Source organism: Jeotgalibaca caeni (assembly GCF_028863945.1).
GTDB lineage: Bacteria > Bacillota > Bacilli > Lactobacillales > Aerococcaceae > Jeotgalibaca > Jeotgalibaca caeni.
Genome location: NZ_JARBEA010000016.1, coordinates 22,685 through 43,980, shown reverse-complemented (window position 1 = coordinate 43,980; position 21,296 = coordinate 22,685). Strand labels below are relative to the sequence as shown.

The 21,296-nt window shown below is 41.6% G+C and carries 20 protein-coding genes and 1 pseudogene; 14 read left to right on the top strand and 7 right to left on the bottom strand.

Annotated elements, in window-relative coordinates:
- Positions 1 to 1,072 precede the first annotated feature (1,072 nt).
- On the bottom strand, positions 1,073 to 1,636 hold the full coding sequence (locus PVE40_RS05150; protein WP_274730818.1) for an NADPH-dependent FMN reductase: 564 nt from the start codon (positions 1,634 to 1,636) through the stop codon (positions 1,073 to 1,075).
- Positions 1,637 to 1,773: 137 nt separating this feature from the next.
- On the bottom strand, positions 1,774 to 2,889 hold the full coding sequence (locus PVE40_RS05145) for a baeRF6 domain-containing protein (RefSeq protein ID WP_274730817.1): 1,116 nt from the start codon (positions 2,887 to 2,889) through the stop codon (positions 1,774 to 1,776).
- 305 nt (positions 2,890 to 3,194) lie between these two features.
- Here PVE40_RS05145 and PVE40_RS05140 point away from each other — a divergent pair, with 305 nt between their 5' ends.
- The 3 genes from PVE40_RS05140 to PVE40_RS05130 all read left to right on the top strand — a co-directional run bounded on the left by PVE40_RS05140 (position 3,195) and on the right by PVE40_RS05130 (position 4,260).
- The gene (locus PVE40_RS05140; RefSeq protein WP_274730816.1) at positions 3,195 to 3,557 is read left to right on the top strand and encodes a hypothetical protein; all 363 of its coding nucleotides are present in this window, start codon (positions 3,195 to 3,197) and stop codon (positions 3,555 to 3,557) included.
- 84 nt (positions 3,558 to 3,641) lie between these two features.
- A complete protein-coding gene (locus PVE40_RS05135; protein ID WP_274730815.1) occupies positions 3,642 to 4,094 on the top strand; it encodes a GNAT family N-acetyltransferase in 453 nt (150 codons plus the stop codon).
- The gene (locus tag PVE40_RS05130) at positions 4,087 to 4,260 is read left to right on the top strand and encodes a hypothetical protein (RefSeq protein WP_274730814.1); all 174 of its coding nucleotides are present in this window, start codon (positions 4,087 to 4,089) and stop codon (positions 4,258 to 4,260) included. Before PVE40_RS05135 ends, PVE40_RS05130 begins: the two co-directional genes overlap by 8 nt.
- Before the next feature lie 67 nt (positions 4,261 to 4,327).
- Here the strand turns inward: PVE40_RS05130 and PVE40_RS05125 are convergent, their stop codons facing one another.
- Entirely contained in the window at positions 4,328 to 5,593 is a 1,266-nt protein-coding gene (locus PVE40_RS05125; RefSeq protein ID WP_274730813.1) for a hypothetical protein, read from the bottom strand.
- A gap of 1 nt (position 5,594) precedes the next feature.
- The gene (locus tag PVE40_RS05120; RefSeq protein ID WP_274730812.1) at positions 5,595 to 6,482 is read right to left on the bottom strand and encodes a helix-turn-helix domain-containing protein; all 888 of its coding nucleotides are present in this window, start codon (positions 6,480 to 6,482) and stop codon (positions 5,595 to 5,597) included.
- 114 nt (positions 6,483 to 6,596) lie between these two features.
- Between PVE40_RS05120 and PVE40_RS05115 the strand changes: the two genes are divergently transcribed.
- The 3 genes and pseudogenes from PVE40_RS05115 (at position 6,597) to PVE40_RS05105 (ending at position 8,848) form a co-directional block, all read left to right on the top strand.
- Entirely contained in the window at positions 6,597 to 6,740 is a 144-nt protein-coding gene (locus PVE40_RS05115) for a hypothetical protein (protein WP_274730811.1), read from the top strand.
- Positions 6,741 to 6,891: 151 nt separating this feature from the next.
- Positions 6,892 to 7,359 (top strand): hypothetical protein, encoded by a 468-nt coding sequence (locus tag PVE40_RS05110; protein WP_274730810.1) that lies wholly within the window; start codon positions 6,892 to 6,894, stop codon positions 7,357 to 7,359.
- 141 nt (positions 7,360 to 7,500) lie between these two features.
- Positions 7,501 to 8,848, top strand: a pseudogene (locus tag PVE40_RS05105) (M20 family metallopeptidase).
- Between the two features lie 43 nt (positions 8,849 to 8,891).
- On the opposite strand, the gene PVE40_RS05100 reads toward PVE40_RS05105, so the two are convergent.
- Both PVE40_RS05100 and PVE40_RS05095 read right to left on the bottom strand, forming a co-directional pair.
- Positions 8,892 to 9,590 carry a DUF6612 family protein gene (locus PVE40_RS05100; protein WP_274730809.1) on the bottom strand — a complete coding sequence of 233 codons (699 nt, stop codon included), beginning with the start codon at positions 9,588 to 9,590 and terminating at the stop codon, positions 8,892 to 8,894.
- Between the two features lie 259 nt (positions 9,591 to 9,849).
- Positions 9,850 to 10,854 carry a VOC family protein gene (locus PVE40_RS05095; RefSeq protein ID WP_338033468.1) on the bottom strand — a complete coding sequence of 335 codons (1,005 nt, stop codon included), beginning with the start codon at positions 10,852 to 10,854 and terminating at the stop codon, positions 9,850 to 9,852.
- 181 nt (positions 10,855 to 11,035) lie between these two features.
- Between PVE40_RS05095 and PVE40_RS05090 the strand changes: the two genes are divergently transcribed.
- Positions 11,036 to 12,532: an alpha-amylase gene (locus PVE40_RS05090; protein WP_274730807.1), complete on the top strand. Its 1,497-nt coding sequence runs from the start codon at positions 11,036 to 11,038 to the stop codon at positions 12,530 to 12,532.
- Positions 12,533 to 12,611: 79 nt separating this feature from the next.
- Here the strand turns inward: PVE40_RS05090 and PVE40_RS05085 are convergent, their stop codons facing one another.
- A complete protein-coding gene (locus PVE40_RS05085) occupies positions 12,612 to 13,721 on the bottom strand; it encodes an ABC transporter ATP-binding protein (protein WP_274730806.1) in 1,110 nt (369 codons plus the stop codon).
- Between the two features lie 212 nt (positions 13,722 to 13,933).
- On the opposite strand from PVE40_RS05085, the gene PVE40_RS05080 reads away from it, so the two are divergent.
- The 7 genes from PVE40_RS05080 to rlmB all read left to right on the top strand — a co-directional run bounded on the left by PVE40_RS05080 (position 13,934) and on the right by rlmB (position 21,276).
- Positions 13,934 to 14,446 carry a dCTP deaminase/dUTPase family protein gene (locus PVE40_RS05080; RefSeq protein ID WP_274730805.1) on the top strand — a complete coding sequence of 171 codons (513 nt, stop codon included), beginning with the start codon at positions 13,934 to 13,936 and terminating at the stop codon, positions 14,444 to 14,446.
- A gap of 89 nt (positions 14,447 to 14,535) precedes the next feature.
- On the top strand, positions 14,536 to 15,918 hold the full coding sequence (gene radA / locus PVE40_RS05075) for a DNA repair protein RadA (RefSeq protein WP_274730804.1): 1,383 nt from the start codon (positions 14,536 to 14,538) through the stop codon (positions 15,916 to 15,918).
- An 18-nt stretch (positions 15,919 to 15,936) separates the two neighbouring features.
- Complete coding sequence (locus PVE40_RS05070; RefSeq protein ID WP_274730803.1) at positions 15,937 to 17,037, top strand: PIN/TRAM domain-containing protein; 1,101 nt, start codon at positions 15,937 to 15,939, stop codon at positions 17,035 to 17,037.
- Between the two features lie 33 nt (positions 17,038 to 17,070).
- Complete coding sequence (gene gltX, locus PVE40_RS05065; RefSeq protein ID WP_274730802.1) at positions 17,071 to 18,546, top strand: glutamate--tRNA ligase; 1,476 nt, start codon at positions 17,071 to 17,073, stop codon at positions 18,544 to 18,546.
- A gap of 93 nt (positions 18,547 to 18,639) precedes the next feature.
- Positions 18,640 to 20,052, top strand: coding sequence for a cysteine--tRNA ligase (cysS, locus tag PVE40_RS05060; RefSeq protein WP_274730801.1), 1,413 nt, complete (start codon positions 18,640 to 18,642; stop codon positions 20,050 to 20,052).
- Positions 20,052 to 20,456, top strand: a complete 405-nt coding sequence (locus PVE40_RS05055; RefSeq protein ID WP_274730800.1) for a Mini-ribonuclease 3 — start codon at positions 20,052 to 20,054, stop codon at positions 20,454 to 20,456. Before cysS ends, PVE40_RS05055 begins: the two co-directional genes overlap by 1 nt.
- Positions 20,440 to 21,276, top strand: coding sequence for a 23S rRNA (guanosine(2251)-2'-O)-methyltransferase RlmB (gene rlmB, locus PVE40_RS05050; protein ID WP_420828512.1), 837 nt, complete (start codon positions 20,440 to 20,442; stop codon positions 21,274 to 21,276). The genes PVE40_RS05055 and rlmB overlap by 17 nt, the downstream gene beginning before the upstream one ends.
- Positions 21,277 to 21,296 lie beyond the last annotated feature (20 nt).

The following is a 21,296-nucleotide window of genomic DNA, read 5'->3' as shown; positions in this document are numbered from 1 at the left end:
TTTAAAAAATCAGATGGAACCCAAGGGGTTCCTGCGCCCAAAAATAGGGCTCAAACCCGAAGTTGCCTGATGTGAACCCAAAATATCTGGTCGATTTAGTAAAATCAATGTGATACAAAAAAATCGGAATGCTTAAACGTTAAAAAAGACATTTTTCAAGAAGATTTCAGGAGTATGAATAATTCAGGTAGACAATTTTTGATCTTATTTTTCTCGCTATCAAACGGGGATGAAGCTAGAAAATATCGAGCTCCAAATAGAAAAAGTACGATGAATAAATTAAAAAGATTGTGAATCTTAAATGTTAGAGTTTTCTTTATGCAAGGAATAGGTTGGTTTAAGTTCAGTATCTAATGGGCTTAGGCTAACCATTTTTTTAATCGAACTTGGTTATACTAATTAATATATTAGGGAAATCATGATTCGAGAACACAGTAATCTCTTAACACTTTCCGCGATATATTTCTTTATTAAGGCTTTGTAACCTGATGAGCCACGTCCAGATATTCTTGCACAACTTGAAAACTGAATGTTACAATACATTACTAGATAAAGACCTCCAAAGAATTTAGATTTTACTCTAACTTTTGGAGGTCAATACCTTCTATTCATAGCTAATAAAACTGTAACAAATTTTTGTGAGAAAAAAATGAAAATCAAGTAAACATTCGGTATATAAAAATGATAATGACAAAGTAAAGTAATACTAGTCCCCATTTCATATTTTTACCGTTTTTTATTTTAATCCGTTCATTTTTAACACCCACTAATAAGACAATGAGAACACTGATATCACTGAGCAAATCTAACATCTGTTTCTCTCCTAATGAGGGATATTAATCTCTTTGTAGATTAGATTATGAGGTTTTTGGTAGCGCTTCCTATATCTTGTTTTTTATTATAACGCTATTATAATTATTAACATTAAAATATCATGAAAAAAATAGTTTTTTTGTTATATTTTAATTATAATATTTAGCGTTTCACCAAATAAAAATAAGCCTAATGTGAATTGTCCTGTATCTAACTGACAAAATAATTCACATTAGGTCTCTGTATTTAATAATAATCTTTATTTTTCACGTAAGGTCTTCAAAGCTTCTCCCCAAGCAAGCAATTGGTCCAGCTCTGTATTGAATGTTTCTTCATGAAGAGGTGCTGGAGCGAATTCGCTCATGTTCTTGAAGTCGGTAAAGAGGGACATGGCAACGTGAGTACGAACGGTCGCAACTTGTAGTTCGGCTAGGACAATCCGCATCGCTTCTGCTGCTCGTACGCCGCCTGATGAACCGTAGCTTACGATACCGGCAGGTTTGTTGTTGTATTCCACATATAAATAGTCAATCGCATTCTTCAATGCGGAAGTGATGCCGTGATTGTATTCCGGAGTAACAAAGATATAGCCGTCTAGAGACGCAATCTTTTCGGACCAAGGTTTGGCCTCTGGTGTTTGGTAGTCTTGACTGTATGCAGCAGAAATAGGTTCATTGTACATCGGTAAATTGTAATCGGCAATATCCACTACTTCATACTCTGCATCGCCGCGTTTGTCAGCCCATTCTTTTAGCTTTTGGGCTACTTGTAGACTGTTACGACCAGGGCGCGTACTACCAGTAATAATTCCAATTTTTAACATTTAAATTCCTCCTATTTCAATTGTCTTCCACTACATTCGTAGCTTAACGCAACAAAAAAATTTTTTCAAACAAAACGTCTCGAATTAGAGATTTATACAAAAAAGAGAAGGAATAAATCCTTCTCTTTCTAAAATTCTTAATAACGCAGGATTGCTGCGACGTCTTTCAAACCAGGCATTTGAGCACGGTCTAGAACATATACTTTCCCTTTTGTCGCTAGGACATTAAGGGCAAGTTGGTTCAAGAAATTATCATCGCCACCCTGCTTCATTTGACCCGTATCGTCGATGGAACCTTTTATTTCTGCATTTTTTTCAATAAACAAACTTTCGATTCGGCCTTCAAGACTTGCCATTGCCAAGTCTTGGTATTGGTCGCCCAGTTTATATTGTGGCGTTACTTCTTCGTAACGGTTAATAATTTCACTATGACGCTCTCTTAGTACGCGAGAAATTAATTTTTCTACTTCTTTTTGAATTTCTTGTTCATTTAGTTGTGCTGGAGAAGCTTCAATCCGGTTGTCACGCAAGAAGTTGTTCTTCGACAAGGCACGGAATGCTGCTTGGTTTTCTGTGAGCGCAAAGACCACAAGTGGTAGGCCTTCTTTACGAGAATAGTTCTCAAACACATACTTATCAATGATACGGAAGTAGTTTTCTTGATCTTTTTCCCATTCCAAGCTCTTCTCTTGTGTACCATGAACGGATGAACCGCCACCGCCGCCAGAGTTCAATTCTTGGTTTCCTACCAATTCTTCTCCTAATGCTTTTTCAATCGTATTAGGCGCATCTTCTGGTAACTCCACTGGTTCGATTCGGTCTAAAATCCCTCTGTATAGGCTAAATTCATGATTGTTCAAGCAAAGTAGGTAATAGTTTTCAATGTATTGGAATTCCTCGATCAAAGGCAAGACATTTGGTTTGTCGCCAAATGAAATTCCATCATTGAGGTTGGTATTTACCCGGTAATAATAAGTTTCTTGAGGAGTGAAGAAGAACGCGACACTGCCTCGACTTACCGTCCAAAAGCCTTTATCATTTGGAACGCTATCCAATTGAGCAATTAAATTCTCACACATCGGACCTGTACATTCATGTTTTACTTGCTCTTTCGCATTTTTTACATGATTTTTAAACTTTAATTGTACAGATTCGGTATTGGGTGGATTCATTTCCACCTTTTGATAAATCGTTACAAAAGGTCCTTGTGCATTCAAAAGTTCCTCGTTCGGGAATTTACTCAGTTGCTTCATACTAATTCCTCCTTCAATTGGCTTTCTGTTGCAAGTTTATTCTTTGAACGCCCGTAAGCGTTCTCTTCTATACATTCATTGTAAAGAAAATGGGGAGTGAAGTAAAATAATTCTTCTTTTCTATAAAAATGAGAAAAATCAGAAAGGAGAGAGTGAAATATTTCGCTAAAAACCGAACATTGAATATAAATATTACAAAAATATTAAATTAATAAGAAAGGCTATACTTTCTTTTTAAAAGTGGGTATACTATCTATTATATAACATGTAAGCGGTTGTAAAAACTAATTGTAGGTGGTGAAAGTATGGAGAGGAGTACACGTTTATTTCCTGAGTTGGCACGAGCAGTAAAGTATAAGATATCGGTAGAAGGGGACTTATTCTTACGTCAATGTGCGTCAGGCACAAACCTGTTCCATCTGCCTGCTTCGTATCACTATCCGACGGGAAACATTCCGGGTTACTTTATCAGTTTAAATTGGAATGATCATTTTATCGTATTAGAGAAAGAACGCAAAGAAAATAATGAATATTATATTATTGATCGACATGTGGAATCGGTAAAAGGCCCGTATCATTGGGTAGAGTATGAAGCAGTAAAAAATGAATTAGGGGTACACATACCATTGATTCCTGTAGCAGAATTAGATTGGATCATAAATATCTAAATAATGAATCTCCCCTTAAGTCTTGCGGCTTAGTGGGAGATTTTTTGTTATAATCATTTTGAACCTAGAAAGGATGTGTGGTAGATGTGGGAAGCCAAGCGTTTTAATGAGTTAACCGTATATGAACTGCATCAAATTTATGCGCTTCGTATTGCAATTTTTGTAGTCGAACAAAACTGTCCGTATCAGGAAGTAGATGAGCTGGACTTAGAGAGCATTCATTTCTTCAAGCAAGAAGATGGAAAGTTGATTTCCTATGCCCGGATTATTCCTGCAGAAGATGGCATCCGTTTGGGTCGAGTGATTGTACATCCAGATTATCGTAAACAACAACAGGGGCAGGAACTCTTGCGAGAAGCGTTGCGTTATGGGAAGACCCATTTCCCCAACGTACCGATCCATCTAGCTGCACAAGCTCATTTGGAACGTTTTTACGGAGCGTTTGGCTTTCAAGCCGTTTCCGAAATATATTTGGAGGATGACATCCCACATATTGATATGATTTTGAGCGAACAGGAAGGTGTGAACCATGAATAAATATGTAGCTGCTATTCTTATTTCTTTAGTAAGTTTAGCGATTAATCTATGGATTATTAAACAACAACGAGCTGGAAAAGAAATTGAGCCGAATAAAAAGAAAAACTTGGAACGTTTGTCGTACGCGTTGATTATTGCGGCCATTCTGTTCTTGTCATTTGGTTAAGGGGAGCGTTAGAGAAGAGGCGGACGATGTGTCCAGCCTCTTTTTTAATATCTCGTAACGCTAGCCATTATTGCGGCAAACTCTCTATATCAAGTGCTGCTTCCAGCTCTTGGTATTGTTCTTCTGTCAACAAGCCATAATACTGGTCCAAGGTGTTTTGGCCACTTTGTTTGGTATGGTTGTCCCGGTACGTAATGACGCTGTCAATTAGGGAGTTGAAACGTTCTTCGCTAATTCCGATATCAGAATGCGGTTGTGTAGTAGAAGGCTCTGTTTCTGGTTGTTTATAACGTGTAGGAAGGGTAGGAATATCAATTACGGATTGTATTTGTTTATACTGCTCTTCGTTCAATAACAACGCATAAGCCTCTAACAATTCCTGGCCGGTTTCACGGTTTAAGGTCTCTCTTGTTGCGGCTATCCGCTTGCGTACGTCTTCAAAAATAGGTTCTGTGTACCCAATCGGCGTTGAAGAGGGATTGATTGGATCTAAGAGCGCATCCAATTGGCCTTGAGAAACACGGTCTTCTTCAGTAGGTACAGACACAGTTACGTCAGGATTTGTAAAGTCTGCCTCTATCTCAAAACCAAACGCTGTCAGGGCCTCTAATTCGAGCTGGTCAATGGTGATCGCAATAGACAGCGTATCGGTTTCTTTGCTAAGTGTCAGTTTCGCCTCAGCTGTCGCATCTTCTTCTATAAGGGAGCCTTCTTGAAGAAAAGGAGTAAACAGAGCTTCCAACTCTTCTGTTCCCAGAGTAACGGTCATGGTAGAATCATCTTCCGTAAAAAGAGCAGGATCCAAGGCTAAAAATTCCTTGCGCAAGTCACCCATCTGTTGAAGCAATTCTTTCTCATCTACTTCAATCGTTTCACTCTCCATCATCACCCATTTCCCCACATGATCGGCACGCAATTGTTCAATCGCAATCCCTGGCTGAGAAACATTTCCCGTTAGGGCTTGCAGTTGCAAGTAGGGTGGTACGCCAAGGAGAAAATGGCCGCTGTCGATTATTCCAGATAGGATGGGTTGTAAACTTCCCAAGGCATCTACGCCCATTTGTAAGGAAAGAGTAGTGGGATTTTCTTGGTCTTTTTCCATGACCACTTCATAACTTAATTCCGCCAAAATAGCTTCCAAATAAGGCCCGAACATTCCAGCGCCGGAGTTGTCCAAAAGGCCTAGGTCGGTAATGGAAAAATCTGCCGTGACTGTAGAGTTTTCTTGCAAATCAACGAGCCGATTGAGAAAATCGCGATTTACTTGATTGCGGCAACCTGCCAACATCATCAAGAAGATGCCTACAATTGCTCCTTTGATTATGTTCTTCATCTTAATCTCCTTCTTCTTCAGGGGTGGTATAGTGTTCAATTTCATTCTTAAAGGCTTCTTCTAATTCAGGCTGGTCGAAGGCCTGTACAAGACGCATTGCTTTCGTAAGGTACGTTTCAGCGTCTGGATTTTCCAGACGGGTTAGTACGATCCCTTTTCGCATATAGACGATGGATAGTAAGTAGTAATTATGTTCTTCACGCAGACGGACAATCAATTCGTTCAAGTGTTCCAACGCAACCTCATATTCGTGGTTACGAATCAACACTAAACAAATATTGGTCTGCATATTATTGAGCAGCAAGCGACTTTCACGAGTAACATAGTCTTTGAGATACTGATTCATCCGTTCCGCAATTTCTAAAATCGTTTCGACAGGAAAAATGAACATGATTGAATTAATCAATCGAAATTCTGTTAAGTACCATTGGTCGAACTTCTCTAAGCGGCTCCATACTTTCGTAGCGAAATGACTTGCCTTTGAGTAATTACGTTCCTCAATAATGAGGATTAAGGCATCGCAAATATAGCCAATGTCTTGTAACAAGAAGTCGTCTTTATTCTCTAAGTACCCACCGATTCGCTGCTTAATTTGCTTCAGTGCGTTACTATCGTTATAGTTCAACCGAAAGAAAGATTGAATCACTTCTCCCCGCTCATCCCCCTCTTCATCAATCAAGAAACGAAACTCATCTTCAGACATATCCAGTCTGCGCAGAATTTGGCTGAACTTCATATAGGAAGGGTCAACCCGTCCAGCTTCAATTTTTGAATAGGTAGACTGGCTTAAAATTCCTTTCGTAACAAACTTTTGTGTATAATTTTTATTTTTTCGGATTTTTTTTATGGTCTCTCCAGTAGAGACATGCTTAAAAGGTTGATTTTCCAAGGCTTTTAGCTCCCTTTTTGTAAAATATTCATTTATGAATATTTGGTAAGAAATCGGAACTTCTGTATTATAATAAGACATAGAAACACAACTAACCATTTAGGAGGGAATTTCATGAAAAAATTCTTGCGTAAGGGTAAAAAGTTTGTTGTATTGGCTACGGTTCTGACGTTTGTGGCACTGCCTGCTTTCACTAGCAATGGTCCAGCTGCACGAGCACTTGGCGGAGGAGATATCTGGTTAATCGGTGGTTGGTAAAAAGTCAAAAAACATTTTGCAAGTCTTAAGCACCTAGATGGTTGGTGCCTTCTATTTTAACTGATTCAAAGGAGAAATAAAAGGCACCATACATCGGTTTATGACTGATCATTCGTTGGTCTCTAAATCAAGGATAGAAGGAGGGGTTATGATGAGTGCCGAATATACTGATATCAGCATGGAAGAAATTACATCTTTTAGTCAGGTAATCGAAAACATCGAAGCAATAAAATTGGATCTAGATCATACAATAGAAGAAGTGAATGCACATCTTCGAGAACTGATTAAGTGTGGCTACTACAATCGAGTCAGCATTACCTTCCGGTGTCGTATCTATGAGGCAATTTTATTCTTTCAGGCTACGATAAAAGACTTAGAGGGCTTCGACAATCAGGAATATATCAAGGAAGATCAAGTGGAACTTTTACGGAACATGGCGAAAACGGCGAGTAATTTGAACACGTCGCTGCGTTTTACTTGGAAAACCGATTCCTATCCCGAAGACTACTCTCAGGAGCGCTTTTTAGTACTGGCTCAAGTTTATCGCGAGTGTGCCCGCATGTTTGTAGCATTGGAAAACATCGATAGCTACATAGAATTTTTGGAAAAAAATGAATGACAGACACCTACATCGGATAGGGTATAGGAGATCGGATCTATTCCGATCTTTTTTGCGTGCTCAAAAAGAAGCCTCTGCTTTTTTACTATTTCATAGAGTGGTAGAATAGAAGATAGATGAAATGAGAATGGAGGAAGTTGCATGCAAAATTTTATTCAGGAGAAACATCAAACCGAAGCGATTGAAGCTTTGAAAACGATTCTGTCTTATCCTTCTTACCTACAAGAAGATCCGACGGGAAAGACACCTTTTGGAAGTGATATCCAAGCAGTATTAGAAAAAAACTTTGGAATTGACAGAGGGGTTAGGGTTTAGAACGTATCTAGATCCAGAAGGATACTATGGATACGCGGAAGTGGGCGAAGGGAAAGAATTATTCGCGGTACTGTGCCACTTAGACGTTGTGCCACCGGGAAATCTCGATCTATGGGAGAGCAAACCTTTTGAACCAGTCATTAAAGACGGCTTCATCGTTGCTCGTGGCGCTCAAGATGACAAGGGGCCAACGATTGCGGCTTTGTATGCAGTGAAAGCACTGATGGATGCTGGAGAGGTATTCAACCAACGCATTCGTTTCATTTTCGGTGTGGATGAAGAAAACTTATGGAGATGCCTAGCAAAATACAACGAAAAAGAAGAGAAGGCAACCATGGGCTTTGCGCCAGACTCGACTTTCCCAGTAACATATGCCGAAAAAGGCCTGTTGCAAGTGAAATTACACAGCAAAGAATCCACCTCTTATCAGCTAAAAGCTGGTGAAGCGATGAATGTGGTGCCAGAAGATGCGATGTACCAAGGGGAGCTGGCAAATCGTCTCGCGGCTGAGTTAGAAAGTATGGATCTTCACTTTGTTCAAGACGGTGATCAAGTTACGGTTAAAGGGAAATCCGTTCACAGTAAGAGTGCACCAGAAGGAATTAATGCGATTGTTCGTCTGGCAAAAGGATTAGACCGCTTAGACCGCTTAGAGTCTGCTGACATCTTACGTTTCTTAACGGAAATGGTTCAGGAAGATGGCCGCGGTTTAGCAATCTTTGGCGAAGTAGAAGACGAGGCATCGGGCAAATTGACTTGTAATGCAGCGACTTTGAGCATCAACGAAGACGGTTCTATTCTGGGCATCGACGTTCGCTACCCGGTTACTTTTGAAAAATCTTTGATTGTTGAAAAGTTACAAGCAGCAGCTGCAAAATATAATTTAGAATTTGAAGAATATGATTTCATCGCACCACTATACGTACCGTTAGACACTGAATTGGTGAAAACGTTGATGGCTACGTATCAAGAAAAAACAGGTGATGCAAGTGAAGCGATTGTATCTGGTGGTGCAACCTACGCACGAACCATGGATAACTGCGTAGCCTTTGGAGCTCAACTACCAGAAGCAGAAGCAACTTTGCATGGACCAAACGAACGCATGGCCCTGGAAGATATTTACATTGCGATGGATATTTATGCAGAAGCGATTTACCGTTTGACTTGTCAGTAAAAAGAGAGTGCCCCCAAATTTTTGGGAGCACTCTTTTTCTTAGTTAAAATGGTTTTGGTGTATTTTGGTTATACTTTGAGAAAGAACTGGTTAATTCCTGAGTCACGATGCGATTTCCGTCTGCTTGTTCGGTTTCGGTTATTAAAGAAAACGAAGTAAGATGTTGGCTTTCTTTATCAACCGACAAAGATACTTCATAAGATGTATTGGCTGCAGGCATCTTTTCTAGCGCAGCCGCAATTTCGCGGTTCAACGCCTCGTCTTTCCCCGAATAAGTAATGAGGAATTCCTCTTCTGACTCTGCCACGGTTCCATTTTGGATGAAGATTTCAGCCATTTCTAAAAATGTTTCATAAGGGTACACTTCTAGACTAGAGAAAAGTGGACTCGTTGTTGCGACTGGTTGCCAGTCTTCTTGATTGGTTTGTTGGTACGCACGCGATGGGCTGCTGTACATATTTACTTTATGGGAGGAGATATCGGTTCCTTTCGTAATGCGCGAACCGTATCCAATGGTTTCGTCTAGGAAGAGTGTTGCTTCTGTCGCTGTGTACGAAACGGCTGTTTCATTTTGGTCTAAGGTAGTTTCTGCTTTCACTGTGACAATTTGGTGGTAATTTTCCACGTCGTTGGATAGGGCTACCGTACTTGAAGGTTGAAAATCAGTTGCAAGTACGCGTTGACAAGCTGAAAGGATAACGGCCGTGGGAAGAACCAGTGTCAATAAACGTTTGCACTTCAATATCTATTCCTCACTTTTCCACATCATTGCATTTATTCTACCGGATAAACGGATGTTTTGAAAGGGGTTTTTCAAAAAGAAAGGAGGAATCCTAACTAAAAAAATGATAAACGTGCAAGTGGGCTCAAAAAAATTGCTCACTCATACCAAAACTCCCAAAAGCGTGCAAGTGAGCCCTAAAAAAACACCTCACTTATACCAAAATAGCCGAAAACGTGCAAGTGACCACTTTTTAAAAGGGTCACTTGCACGTTTAAGTTTATTGGTCGAAGCCAAAGTATTCTTTCTCAAAATGTTTGGTACTGCGCACCGTGTCAAAGTGGCGAACCAGCTTCTCAATCTCTTCGCGGTGGTCACGGAAACGTGGTGGAAGAGCTAGCTTCTCGCCAAGAATTTCGTATGGCTCCTCGTCATCGATAAATCCTGGTTCATCGGTTGCGAATTCAAACAAGATACCATTCGCAATCCGCGCGTACAAGGATTCAAAGTAGAAGCGGTCGACGTACCCAGAAGTAGGAAGATTGAAATGATTCATGTGCTCAATCCATTCGTCTAACTCTTTACGGCATGGTCCTACTCGAAAGGCCATGTGATGTACCGTTCCGTAGCCTTGAACAGCAGGAGGTAGAACAGTATTATGATCGACAATCATCGAACCGCCATTTCCGCCTGCTCCCGTTTCAAACAAATGTACATTTCCTTCGCTCGCACTTTCCCTGAAGCCAAGAACCATTTCTAACATTTGTTTGTAAAAAGTAAAATCAGCAATCCGCACATGGACTGGGCCTAATCCCGTAATACCAAACTCCGTCGGCACGGGACCATTTTGCCAAGGGGTTCCTGTGGCCACTCCTTGGTCGTTTTCGTCGGAGACTAACTGGTACAATTGCTCATCAAAGTCTTGGAAGTTAATCACTTTTCGCCCGAATTGTTCTTGAATATCCGTATGCGTTACACCGTAATGGTCAAAACGTTTCAGCCAGTAGGCAAGGGCACGATCATTTGGCACACGAAGGCCGGAGCGGAAAATCTCATTCGTACCATGTCTGCCTTTTTGAATGCCAGGGAAGTCAAAAAAGGTGATGTCAGTTCCGGCAGTTCCGCGGTCATCAGCGAAAAAGAGGTGGTATGTTTGGATATCATCTTGGTTGACAGTTTTCTTAACAAGCCTCATCCCTAATACAGTGGTAAAAAAGTCATAAATTTTCTCAGCGCTACTAGTAATAGCTGTTATGTGGTGAATTCCGGTTAATTGATTCATCATAAATCTCCTTTCAAACTCTTGCGGTTATGGACACAATTATAATATCTCGAATTCGAACTAATGTCAAGTGAAGCAAACCGAAGAGCTTCATACAAGGTGAAAATAAAAAAGTAAGCTATAATAAGAAGCGTGAGCTATGTATTTTATATTGGATATTTTTGATTGAAGGAGAGTGGAATCAATGAGTGAAAATGGACTAATCATGCAGTACTTCGAATGGGAACTACCGAATGATGGGCAATTATGGAATAAAATAAAAGCCGATGCCCCTCATCTAAAGCAAATTGGAGTTACCTCTGTTTGGTTACCACCTGCTTACAAAGCGATCTCGCAAGATGATGTGGGTTACGCAATTTATGACTTATATGATTTAGGTGAATTTGATCAAAAAGGTACCGTGCGGACAAAGTACGGAACGAAAGAAGAATACATTGCGGCCATTGATGCCCTTCATGAACACGGCATTGGCGCATACGCGGATGTGGTCCTTAACCATAAGGCAGGCGCAGACGAAACGGAACGTTTTATGGCATATGAAGTGAATCCAGAAAACCGACAAGAAAAGTTAAGTGAGCCGTATGAGATTGAAGCATGGACTAAATTTACTTTTCCGGGAAGAAAAGGGAAACACTCGGACTTTCAATGGAATTGGACTCATTTTACCGGGACAGACTTTAACGTAGAGGATGAGAAAAAAGCTATTTATATGATTAAAGGAGTCAACAAGGGCTGGAGCGATGACGAGACGGTTGACAATGAGTTTGGGAACTTTGATTATTTGATGTTTGCGGATATCGATTATGAGAATCCGGAAGTTGTGGAAGAAATAAAACGTTGGGCGAATTGGTATGTAGATGAAGCGAAGCTGGACGGGTTCCGGTTGGATGCTGTGAAGCACATCAACTATCATTTCATCAAAGAATTAGTAACCGACATTCGTGAGAAAGGCCGACCTGAATTCTTTGCAGTAGGGGAATATTGGCGCCATGATTATGATTCGCTGCAGCAATATCTAGAAGCGACTGACTATACGTTCGATTTATTCGATGTGTCGCTCCATTATCATTTCCATGAAGCTTCTGTAGCAGGCAGCGATTATGACTTACGCAAAATTTGCGAGGATACCCTCATTGCAAAAATCCCAACCCATGCGGTTACTTTTGTTGATAATCATGATTCGCAGCCAGGTCAATCGCTTGAATCGTATGTGGAGCGCTGGTTCAAGCCACTTGCGTACTCCTTTATTTTACTAAGGCTAGAAGGATTCCCTTGTTTATTCTACGGTGATTATTATGGAATCAGCGGTGAAAATCCGATTGAGGGAATGGCGAGCCGGTTGGATAAAATTCTCTACTTACGTGCGAACCATGCGTATGGTGACCAACATGATTACTTCGATGATCCGAATTGCATTGGCTGGACCCGGATGGGGAACGAGGAACATCCGTATGGCTTAGCCGTTATTATGTCAAACGGTGATGACAACAAGAAAAAAATGTATGTTGGGGAGCAGTATGCTGGTGAAACATTTGCGGATTACAGCGGCAACCGTGAAGAAAAAATTGTGATTGATGAAGAAGGATGCGGGGAGTTCTTAGTTAAGGGTGGAACCGTATCAGTATGGGTCAAAGATGGAGTGACGCCGGAAGAAGCGTTTCATCCTTTGGAAGAAGCATAAGAAAAAAGTGCAGAGACAAGAGTCTCTGCACTTTTTTCAGGTGGAGGATGGTATAGAGTAAGAAAATAGAGATAACAGATTAAGGGATGGTAATAACTACTTCCGATTGTTTGTCGAAGAAATGAATTTTGTTCATGTTGAACGCTAATTCTACTGTGCTACCTGGTTCATGGTAGTCACGAGCATCGACACGGGAGATAAATTCAGTGTTACCAACACGGCTGTAAAGCATTGTTTCTGCACCCAACAACTCAGATACTTGCACTTCTGCGCGTACGGTTGATTCTGGGTTTGCTTCGATTACTACTTGCTCACTTTGAATGTCTTCTGGACGAATTCCGAAGATCAATTCTTTGTTGTTGTAGCCTTTTTCTTCCAATACTTTGCGTTTTCCTTCTGGGATACGTAGCTCTAGGCCTTTACCGTCAGAAATAACGCCATCGTTCAATGTTACATTGAAGAAGTTCATTGCAGGAGAACCGATGAATCCAGCAACGAATAAGTTAACAGGGTTGTCATATACATCTTTTGGAGAACCAATTTGTTGGATGAAACCGTCTTTCATGATAACGATCCGGTCAGCCATGGTCATTGCTTCTGTTTGGTCATGCGTTACGTAGATTGTAGTTGTGTTCAAACGACGGTGTAATTTTGCGATTTCTGCACGCATTGCTACCCGTAGTTTTGCATCTAAGTTTGAAAGAGGTTCATCCATCAAGAATACTTTTGCATCACGAACGATCGCACGTCCAAGAGCAACCCGTTGACGTTGTCCACCAGAAAGTGCAGCTGGTTTACGGTCTAAATATTCACGCAAGCCTAAGATGTCAGCTGCGTTTTCTACGCGCTCTTTGATTTCTTCTTTTTTGTATTTACGTAGTTTCAAACCGAATGCCATGTTATCGTATACAGTCATATGTGGATACAATGCATAGTTTTGGAACACCATTGCGATGTCGCGGTCTTTAGGAGCTACGTCGTTCATTACTGTGTCGCCGATTTTTAGTTCGCCTTCACTAATATCTTCCAAACCAGCAATCATACGTAGGGTAGTGGATTTTCCACAACCAGATGGTCCTACGAAGACGATGAATTCACGGTCTTGGATGTGTAAGTTAAAGTCTGTAACGGAATAGCTTTCCGCATTGTCGTACATTTTATGTATATGGTTCAATTGAATTTCTACCATTTTATTTACCGTCCTTTTTTTCGTGGATTTATTTAACATCCTTATCATAAATGAAAGCGGATAACATTGCTAAGTCATTCTGAATAAAAAACAACACAGATTCTTGTGCACATTGCATAAAAGCGGATACAATCTTTCTTCGCAAAATCTTCAAACCTTTTTAACCTGATTCTTGTTATAATTATTTCAATTGAGTAGGAAAGGAAGATTCGATGAAAAAAAGAGGTTTTGAGATTGTGTCGCATTATGAAGGACAAGGGATTTCTCTTCCCGAACGTGCCACTATCCATGCAGCTGGATATGATTTCCAGGCGGCTGAGGACACCGTATTGCCTTCTATTTGGCGGACCCTCTTTAAGCACGACCGAACCGCATCCCCCAAAGGAATTACACCTGTATTAGTACCAACGGGAATCAAGGCCTATATGCAAGAGGATGAGTACTTGCAGCTGACAAATCGTTCCAGTAACCCGTTAAAACATTTTCTTGTTTTGCCGAATGGAGTAGGGATTGTGGATGCAGATTATTACAACAATGAAGCAAACGAAGGAGAAATCTTCTTCCAATTACTTAACTTTGGTTTACAAGATAAGGTAATCAAAAAGGGAGAACGAATTGGACAAGGTATTTTTCTTTCTTTTCTGAAAGCGGACGGGGACCGAGGCGGATTAAAAAGCCGTGTCGGCGGATTTGGTTCTTCAGACGAAAACCATGAAAATTCCTGAAATTATTATAGGTCCATACAAGTAGTTTGGCGGGTTATATGCTAAAATAACCATAAGCCTTATTTGGCATAAAAGAAGGAGATCACAGAATGGCGAAAAAGAAATCAATTAAATACGTTTGCCAGGCCTGTGGGTATGAATCGCCTAAATGGCTTGGACGATGCCCTAATTGTGGCGGATGGAATCAGCTGGAAGAAGAAACAGAAGTGGCTGTTTCAAAAGCCCACCAACCACGTGCGAATTTCACAGGTCAAGTTCCTGAAGCAGTATCCATTCAAGATATCAAGATTGAAGATGTGCCTCGTATTCCAACAGATATGGAAGAAGTCAATCATGTTCTAGGTGGCGGGATCGTGCCAGGATCATTGATGTTGATTGGAGGAGACCCAGGAATTGGGAAATCGACCTTGCTACTCCAAGTATCAGCGCAGATTAATAACAAGAATATTTCCGTTCTATATGTTTCCGGGGAGGAAAGTGCAACACAGATTAAACTCCGTGCAGAGCGTTTAGGCGTAAAAGGGGCAGATTTTTACATCTATCCTGAAACGAATCTGGATGCCATTGCTCAAACCATCGAACGAGTAAAACCGAAGCTTGTCATCATCGACTCCATCCAAACCATGATCAAACCGGATAACGAGAGTAGTGCCGGCAGTGTTTCCCAAGTGCGTGAAACGACTCAAGAACTAATGCGTATTGCCAAGAGTAACAACATTTCAATCTTTATCGTCGGTCATGTGACGAAGGAAGGGAATATCGCCGGACCACGGATGTTGGAGCATATGGTAGATACCGTGTTGTACTTCGAAGGAGACCGTCATCATACGTTCCGGATTTTGCGGGCAGTGAAAAATCGGTTTGGTTCGACCAACGAAATTGGTGTCTTCGAAATGGCGGCTGGCGGATTGCGTGAAGTTGCCAATCCATCAGAAATGTTCTTAGAAGAACGGATGCCAGGTGCTTCCGGTTCTGCAGTAGTAGCTTCCATGGAAGGAACACGCCCCATCTTAGCTGAAATTCAGTGCCTGATTACCCCTACTGCATTTGGAAACGCGAGACGGACGGCAAGTGGATTGGATTATAACCGTGTTACCTTGATTATGGCGGTATTGGAGAAACGGGCAGGACTATTGCTCCAAAACCAAGATGCTTACTTCAAGTCAACGGGTGGCGTACGTTTGGATGAACCTGCGATTGATCTGGCAGTAGCAGTCAGTGTGGCTTCTAGTTACTGGGATAAAGAAACCGCAGCAACCGATTGTTTTATCGGTGAAATTGGTTTGACCGGTGAAGTAAGAAGAGTGAGCCGCGTTGAACAGCGGGTTTATGAAGCAGAGAAACTTGGATTCAAGCGTATTTTCTTGCCGAAGAACAATTTGGCTGGTTTGACTTCCCCGGATGGGATAGAATTAGTGGGTGTTTCCACTGTTTTCGAGACATTGAAAAAGGTGTTTCCGGAACGGAATTAATCGAAAGGAGGGAAAATGATGAGAAAAAAGATTATTTCAATGATTTTTTTGATTGTTGGAGGAAGTGTCGGAATTTCAGTGATGCCTTATTTATGGGATCTAGCAAATCTAACCCGTTCTTCTTTCAATAATGTGTTTGTCAATTTTGGTATCGGCGCACTTATTTTCTTTTTATTATCCTTAGTATTAGTGAATTTTATTCTTGAAATTTTCAAGAAAGTAGAAACCTACTTCAGTAAACAATCTACGAGTTTCTTGTTATTTGGTGCTTTGGGGATTATCATTGGTTTAGTGCTTGCGTGGCTGATCGGAATTCCATTAGCAGCTTGGAACATTCCGGTTCTAAGTAATATCGTCCCATCACTGTTGGCATTAATGTTTGCGTACTTAGGTTACTCAATCGGAACGACTCGTATGGAAGAATTCCGCAAGTTGTTTACGACTCGCGCCAAGCGTCCTGATGAAGGGCAGTTGCTCGAGCGCAAGGCAGATTCTACCTTCCGCAAATACAAAATTTTGGATACAAGTGTGATTATTGATGGACGAATTTATGAGATTGCTAAAACAGGCTTCTTAGAAGGCGTTTTGGTGATTCCAAACTTTGTCCTTCGTGAGTTGCAATATATCGCTGATTCATCGGACAGCATTAAGCGTGTGCGAGGTCGCAGAGGGCTGGATATCTTGAACAGCTTGCAGAAAGAAGAAGTAATGACAGTGGAGAGCTATGAAGGGGAATTCGAAGATATTCCTGAAGTAGACAGCAAACTGATTCGTTTAGCGAAGTTGATTGACGGCGTCTTGGTTACGAATGACTTTAACTTGAATAAGGTCAGCGAGTTCCAAAATGTGCCCGTACTGAATATCAATGAATTGGCAAATGCAGTGAAACCAGTCGTGATCCCAGGGGAGACGATGAATGTTACCATCATTAAAGCCGGTACAGAACGCAATCAAGGCGTCGGGTACTTGGATGATGGCACGATGATTGTTGTAGAAGACGGTCAATACTATATCAATAAAGCAATTGAAGTCGTCGTGACCAGTGCCTTGCAAACGGCAGCTGGACGGATGATTTTTGCAAAACCGGTCCATTCACAAAAAGGATTAAAAGCAAAATAAATTTAGTTCGTAATTTAAAGGAGAGTTTAAAAAATGGCTAAAAAAGTTCGAGTTCGGTATGCTCCAAGTCCAACGGGGCATTTACATATTGGGAATGCGCGAACCGCGTTGTTTAACTACTTGTTCGCACGTCACCATGGAGGAGACTTCATCATTCGGATTGAGGACACCGACCAAAAACGGAACATAGAACGTGGAGAAGAAAGCCAATTAGAGAATTTAGAATGGTTAGGCATCGAGTGGGATGAAGGTCCAGACAAGCCAGGCGAATATGGTCCGTACCGTCAATCAGAACGGAAAGACATTTATGACAGCTGCATCGACCAATTGTTGATGGCGAACCGTGCATACCCATGTTACTGTACAGAAGAAGAGTTAGAAGCAGAAAGAGAACAACAACGTGCTCGTGGTGAAATGCCACATTACAGCGGGCATTGTGCACACTTAACAACCCGTGAACGGGCAGAAAAAGAAGCACAAGGCATTGTTCCAACCATTCGCTTCCGTGTACCGAAAGATAACACGTATGCGTTTGAAGACATTGTAAAAGGAGCAATCTCCTTTGAAGCAAGTAGTGTAGGTGGAGACTTCATTATCCGTAAGCGTGATGGATTCCCAACGTACAACTTTGCTGTAGTGGTAGATGACCACTTGATGAAGATTACGCATGTGTTGCGTGGGGACGACCACATTGCCAACACTCCAAAACAAATGATGATTTATGAAGCATTTGAATGGAAAGCACCAGAATTTGGTCACATGACCTTGATTATTAATTCAGAAACAGGCAAAAAATTAAGCAAGCGTGATGAGACGATTCTGCAATTTATCGGTCAATACCGTGAACTAGGATACATCCCAGAAGCAATGTTTAACTTCATTACGTTGCTAGGTTGGTCTCCAGTAGGGGAAGAAGAAATTTTCAGTCAAAAAGAATTGATTGAAATGTTCGATCCTTCAAGACTGAGCAAATCTCCTGCCGCATTCGATGCGAAGAAACTAGAATGGATCAACAACCATTACATGAAGGAAACAACGGTAGCGGATATCTTGCCGACTGCTACGCAACACTTAGTAGCAGCAGGACGCGTTCCAGCAGACCCAACTCCTGAAACAATGGAATGGATTGAGAAACTCGTTTCCTTGTATCATGAACAAATGAGTTATGCAGCAGAAATTGTTTCGTTATCAGAATTATTCTTTACGGAAGAATTGAAGTTTGATGAAGCTGAAAAAGAAGTGTTGGCTGGGGAAACCGTACCAGTTGTCTTAGAAGCATTCAAAGAAAAATTGCCAACGATCGAACCGTTTGAAGAAACTAACATCATGGCAGCAATCAAAGAAGTACAAAAGGAAACAAAGATTAAAGGGAAAAACTTGTTTATGCCAATTCGTGTAGCGATCAGTGGTGAAATGCACGGTCCAGAAATCGGCAAAACAATCGCCTTGCTTGGAAAAGAAAAATGCTTGAGCCACTTGGATCAAGTGTTGGCACAACTAACTAACTAAAAAGCGATGGAAGGTATGCGAACTCGTTTCAGTGAGGTTTTCTAGCTGAAAGGGTCCGCATTCTTCTTCCTATCAGGAAAGGAGCGAGAACGGATGATTAAAATCTATAATACATTGACACGTCAAAAAGAAACATTTGAACCATTAGAACCAGGAAAGGTGAAGATGTATGTCTGCGGACCGACTGTATACAACTATATCCATGTCGGCAACTCCCGCAGCACCGTGGCATTCGATACCATCCGGCGTTATTTTGAATATCGTGGTTATGATGTGCACTATGTTTCCAACTTTACCGATGTCGATGATAAAATCATCCGAACCGCTAAAGAAATGACATTGAGTCCGTTAGAAGTGGCGGATAAGTTCATTGCGGCTTTTGCAGCAGATACGGAAGCGCTCGGCGTGAAGCCAGCCACCTTGCATCCACGCGTCATGGAAAATATTCCGGATATCATTTCCTTTATTGAAGCATTAATCGAAAAAGGCTATGCGTATCAATCTGGCGGAGATGTTTACTACCGAACAGAAAAATTTGAGAAGTATGGTCAATTAAGTGACCAATCGATCAAGGACTTGCGTGTCGGAGCGAGCGAACGTTTAGATGCGGAAGAAAGCAAAAAGAAAGAAAATCCGCTTGATTTCGCTCTCTGGAAAGAAGCGAAGGCAGATGAAATTGCTTGGGAGTCCCCATTTGGTTCTGGACGTCCCGGTTGGCACATTGAGTGCTCGGTCATGGCAACGAAGTATCTAGGAGACACAATTGATATTCATGGGGGCGGTCATGACCTAACCTTCCCGCACCATGAGAATGAAATTGCCCAATCCGAAGCGAAAACAGGTCAAACCTTTGCCAATTATTGGATGCACAACGGCTTTGTCACAATGGGAGACGATGGGGAGAAGATGAGCAAGTCGCTGGGAAATTTTGTGATGGTCCATGATTTAATTAAAGAAGTAGACCCACAAGTTCTGCGCTTCTTACTTTCTTCTGCCCACTATCGCCGTCCCATCAAGTTCGGGGAGAAGGCCATTCAAGAAGCAGCAATCAATTTGGAAAAGGTAAAAAATGCCTATCAAAATGCAGTTTACCGAGAAACGGATGCGGAAGCAGCTCTTGAAATCGATAGTACCGACTTGATTGTTTTCCAAGAGTTGGAAGATCAATTCAAACGGGAAATGGATGATGACTTCCAAGCGGATAACGCCATGTCCGTCATTTACCAATTTGTTAAAGAGGTCAATCTCTATAACGAACGAGAAACGGTATCCCGTTTTGTCCTGGAAGAAGTAACCGGTTTGTTAGCACAAATGCTGATGGTATTTGGTATCCAGCTAGATGAAGAGATGATGTTAGATGAAGAAGTGCAAGCGTTGATTGAAGAACGTACCCAGGCACGAAAAGACAAGAACTTTAGCCGCAGTGATGAAATCCGCGACTACTTAAAAGAACAGGGCATCATCTTGGATGATACGCCTCAAGGAACGAGATGGAGACGCGGATAATGGAAAAAGATTGGAATTTATTGAATGGATTGGCTCTTGCTTACATTGGGGATGCTGCTTATGAAGTATTTATTCGGGAGCATCTCTTGGTAAAAGGATGGACGAAGCCGAATGACTTGCATCGCCGAGCGACTAAGTTTGTGTCGGCGACTGCCCAAGCCGATTTGATGCAGAAAATGTTACTAGATGAGAGCTTTTTGACGGAAGAGGAACTTTCCTTTTATAAGAGAGGGCGGAACGCGAAGAGTCATACGACCGCGAAGAATGCGGATGTCACTACGTACCGGATTTCTACCGGTTTTGAGGCGATGATGGGATACTTGCATTTAACCAAACAGGAAGAACGATTGGCTGAACTGGTGCATTGGTGTATCGAGCAAGTGGAGGATGAAACGAATGCGTGATCAATCAAAAAAGAAAGACCGGGGACAACGGAAAGAACGACCAAACAAACCTCGGCAAGAACGAGAACAAAAGGTAAAAGTAGAAGAGAACGATGACTTTGTAATCGGAAAGCATGCGGTGTTTGAAACATTGCAGTCAGACCGTGACATTAATAAGTTGTTCTTGCAAGAAGGAATCGGTGGCGGCAAGATTGGCGAAATTTTGGAACTAGCCAAAGAACGTCAAATTCAGATTCAGATTGTACCGAAGAGCAAATTGGATTTGTTGTCGGATAACGGTAATCACCAAGGGGTAATGCTTGCGACCGCTGCGTTTCAGTACGCAACGATTGATGACTTGTTTGAAGTGGCAGCTGCCAAGGGAGAAGATCCTTTCTTCCTTATTCTGGATGGAATTGAAGACCCGCATAACCTAGGATCCATCTTGCGTACAGCGGATGCGAGCGGCGTGCATGGGGTCATCATTCCCAAGCGCCGTGCAGTCGGCCTGACCGGAACAGTTGCGAAGACTTCAACCGGCGCGATCGAGCATGTACCGGTTGTTCGCGTAACGAATATCAGCCGTACGATTGCCGAATTGAAGGAAAAAGGCGTCTGGATTTTTGCGACCGATATGGAGGGGCAAGGCTACCACCAATGGGATGCTTCCTTGCCACTTGCGGTTGTAATCGGAAATGAAGGAAAAGGTGTGTCCCGTTTGGTGAAAGAATCAGCCGACGGAACCATTCATATTCCAATGAGAGGCCATGTCCAAAGCTTGAATGCAAGTGTGGCGGCAGGTCTTATTATGTACGAAGTGTACCGCAAACGCGGATTCTAAAAACGAAAGGGGATGAAAAC

Bases quoted from the DNA above. Each gene is read 5' to 3' on its own strand.
- PVE40_RS05145 (WP_274730817.1), bottom strand. From the start codon at position 2,889: ATGAAGCAACTGAGTAAATTCCCGAACGAGGAACTTTTGAATGCACAA.
- radA (WP_274730804.1), top strand. From the start codon at position 14,536: ATGGCGAAAAAGAAATCAATTAAATACGTTTGCCAGGCCTGTGGGTAT.
- PVE40_RS05095 (WP_338033468.1), bottom strand. From the start codon at position 10,854: ATGATGAATCAATTAACCGGAATTCACCACATAACAGCTATTACTAGT.
- PVE40_RS05125 (WP_274730813.1), bottom strand. From the start codon at position 5,593: ATGAAGAACATAATCAAAGGAGCAATTGTAGGCATCTTCTTGATGATG.
- PVE40_RS05130 (WP_274730814.1), top strand. From the start codon at position 4,087: ATGAATAAATATGTAGCTGCTATTCTTATTTCTTTAGTAAGTTTAGCG.
- PVE40_RS05085 (WP_274730806.1), bottom strand. From the start codon at position 13,721: ATGGTAGAAATTCAATTGAACCATATACATAAAATGTACGACAATGCG.
- PVE40_RS05135 (WP_274730815.1), top strand. From the start codon at position 3,642: ATGTGGGAAGCCAAGCGTTTTAATGAGTTAACCGTATATGAACTGCAT.
- rlmB (WP_420828512.1), top strand. From the start codon at position 20,440: ATGAAACGAATGCGTGATCAATCAAAAAAGAAAGACCGGGGACAACGG.
- PVE40_RS05080 (WP_274730805.1), top strand. From the start codon at position 13,934: ATGAAAAAAAGAGGTTTTGAGATTGTGTCGCATTATGAAGGACAAGGG.
- PVE40_RS05115 (WP_274730811.1), top strand. From the start codon at position 6,597: ATGAAAAAATTCTTGCGTAAGGGTAAAAAGTTTGTTGTATTGGCTACG.
- gltX (WP_274730802.1), top strand. From the start codon at position 17,071: ATGGCTAAAAAAGTTCGAGTTCGGTATGCTCCAAGTCCAACGGGGCAT.
- PVE40_RS05150 (WP_274730818.1), bottom strand. From the start codon at position 1,636: ATGTTAAAAATTGGAATTATTACTGGTAGTACGCGCCCTGGTCGTAAC.
- PVE40_RS05070 (WP_274730803.1), top strand. From the start codon at position 15,937: ATGAGAAAAAAGATTATTTCAATGATTTTTTTGATTGTTGGAGGAAGT.
- cysS (WP_274730801.1), top strand. From the start codon at position 18,640: ATGATTAAAATCTATAATACATTGACACGTCAAAAAGAAACATTTGAA.
- PVE40_RS05090 (WP_274730807.1), top strand. From the start codon at position 11,036: ATGAGTGAAAATGGACTAATCATGCAGTACTTCGAATGGGAACTACCG.
- PVE40_RS05140 (WP_274730816.1), top strand. From the start codon at position 3,195: ATGGAGAGGAGTACACGTTTATTTCCTGAGTTGGCACGAGCAGTAAAG.
- PVE40_RS05110 (WP_274730810.1), top strand. From the start codon at position 6,892: ATGAGTGCCGAATATACTGATATCAGCATGGAAGAAATTACATCTTTT.
- PVE40_RS05055 (WP_274730800.1), top strand. From the start codon at position 20,052: ATGGAAAAAGATTGGAATTTATTGAATGGATTGGCTCTTGCTTACATT.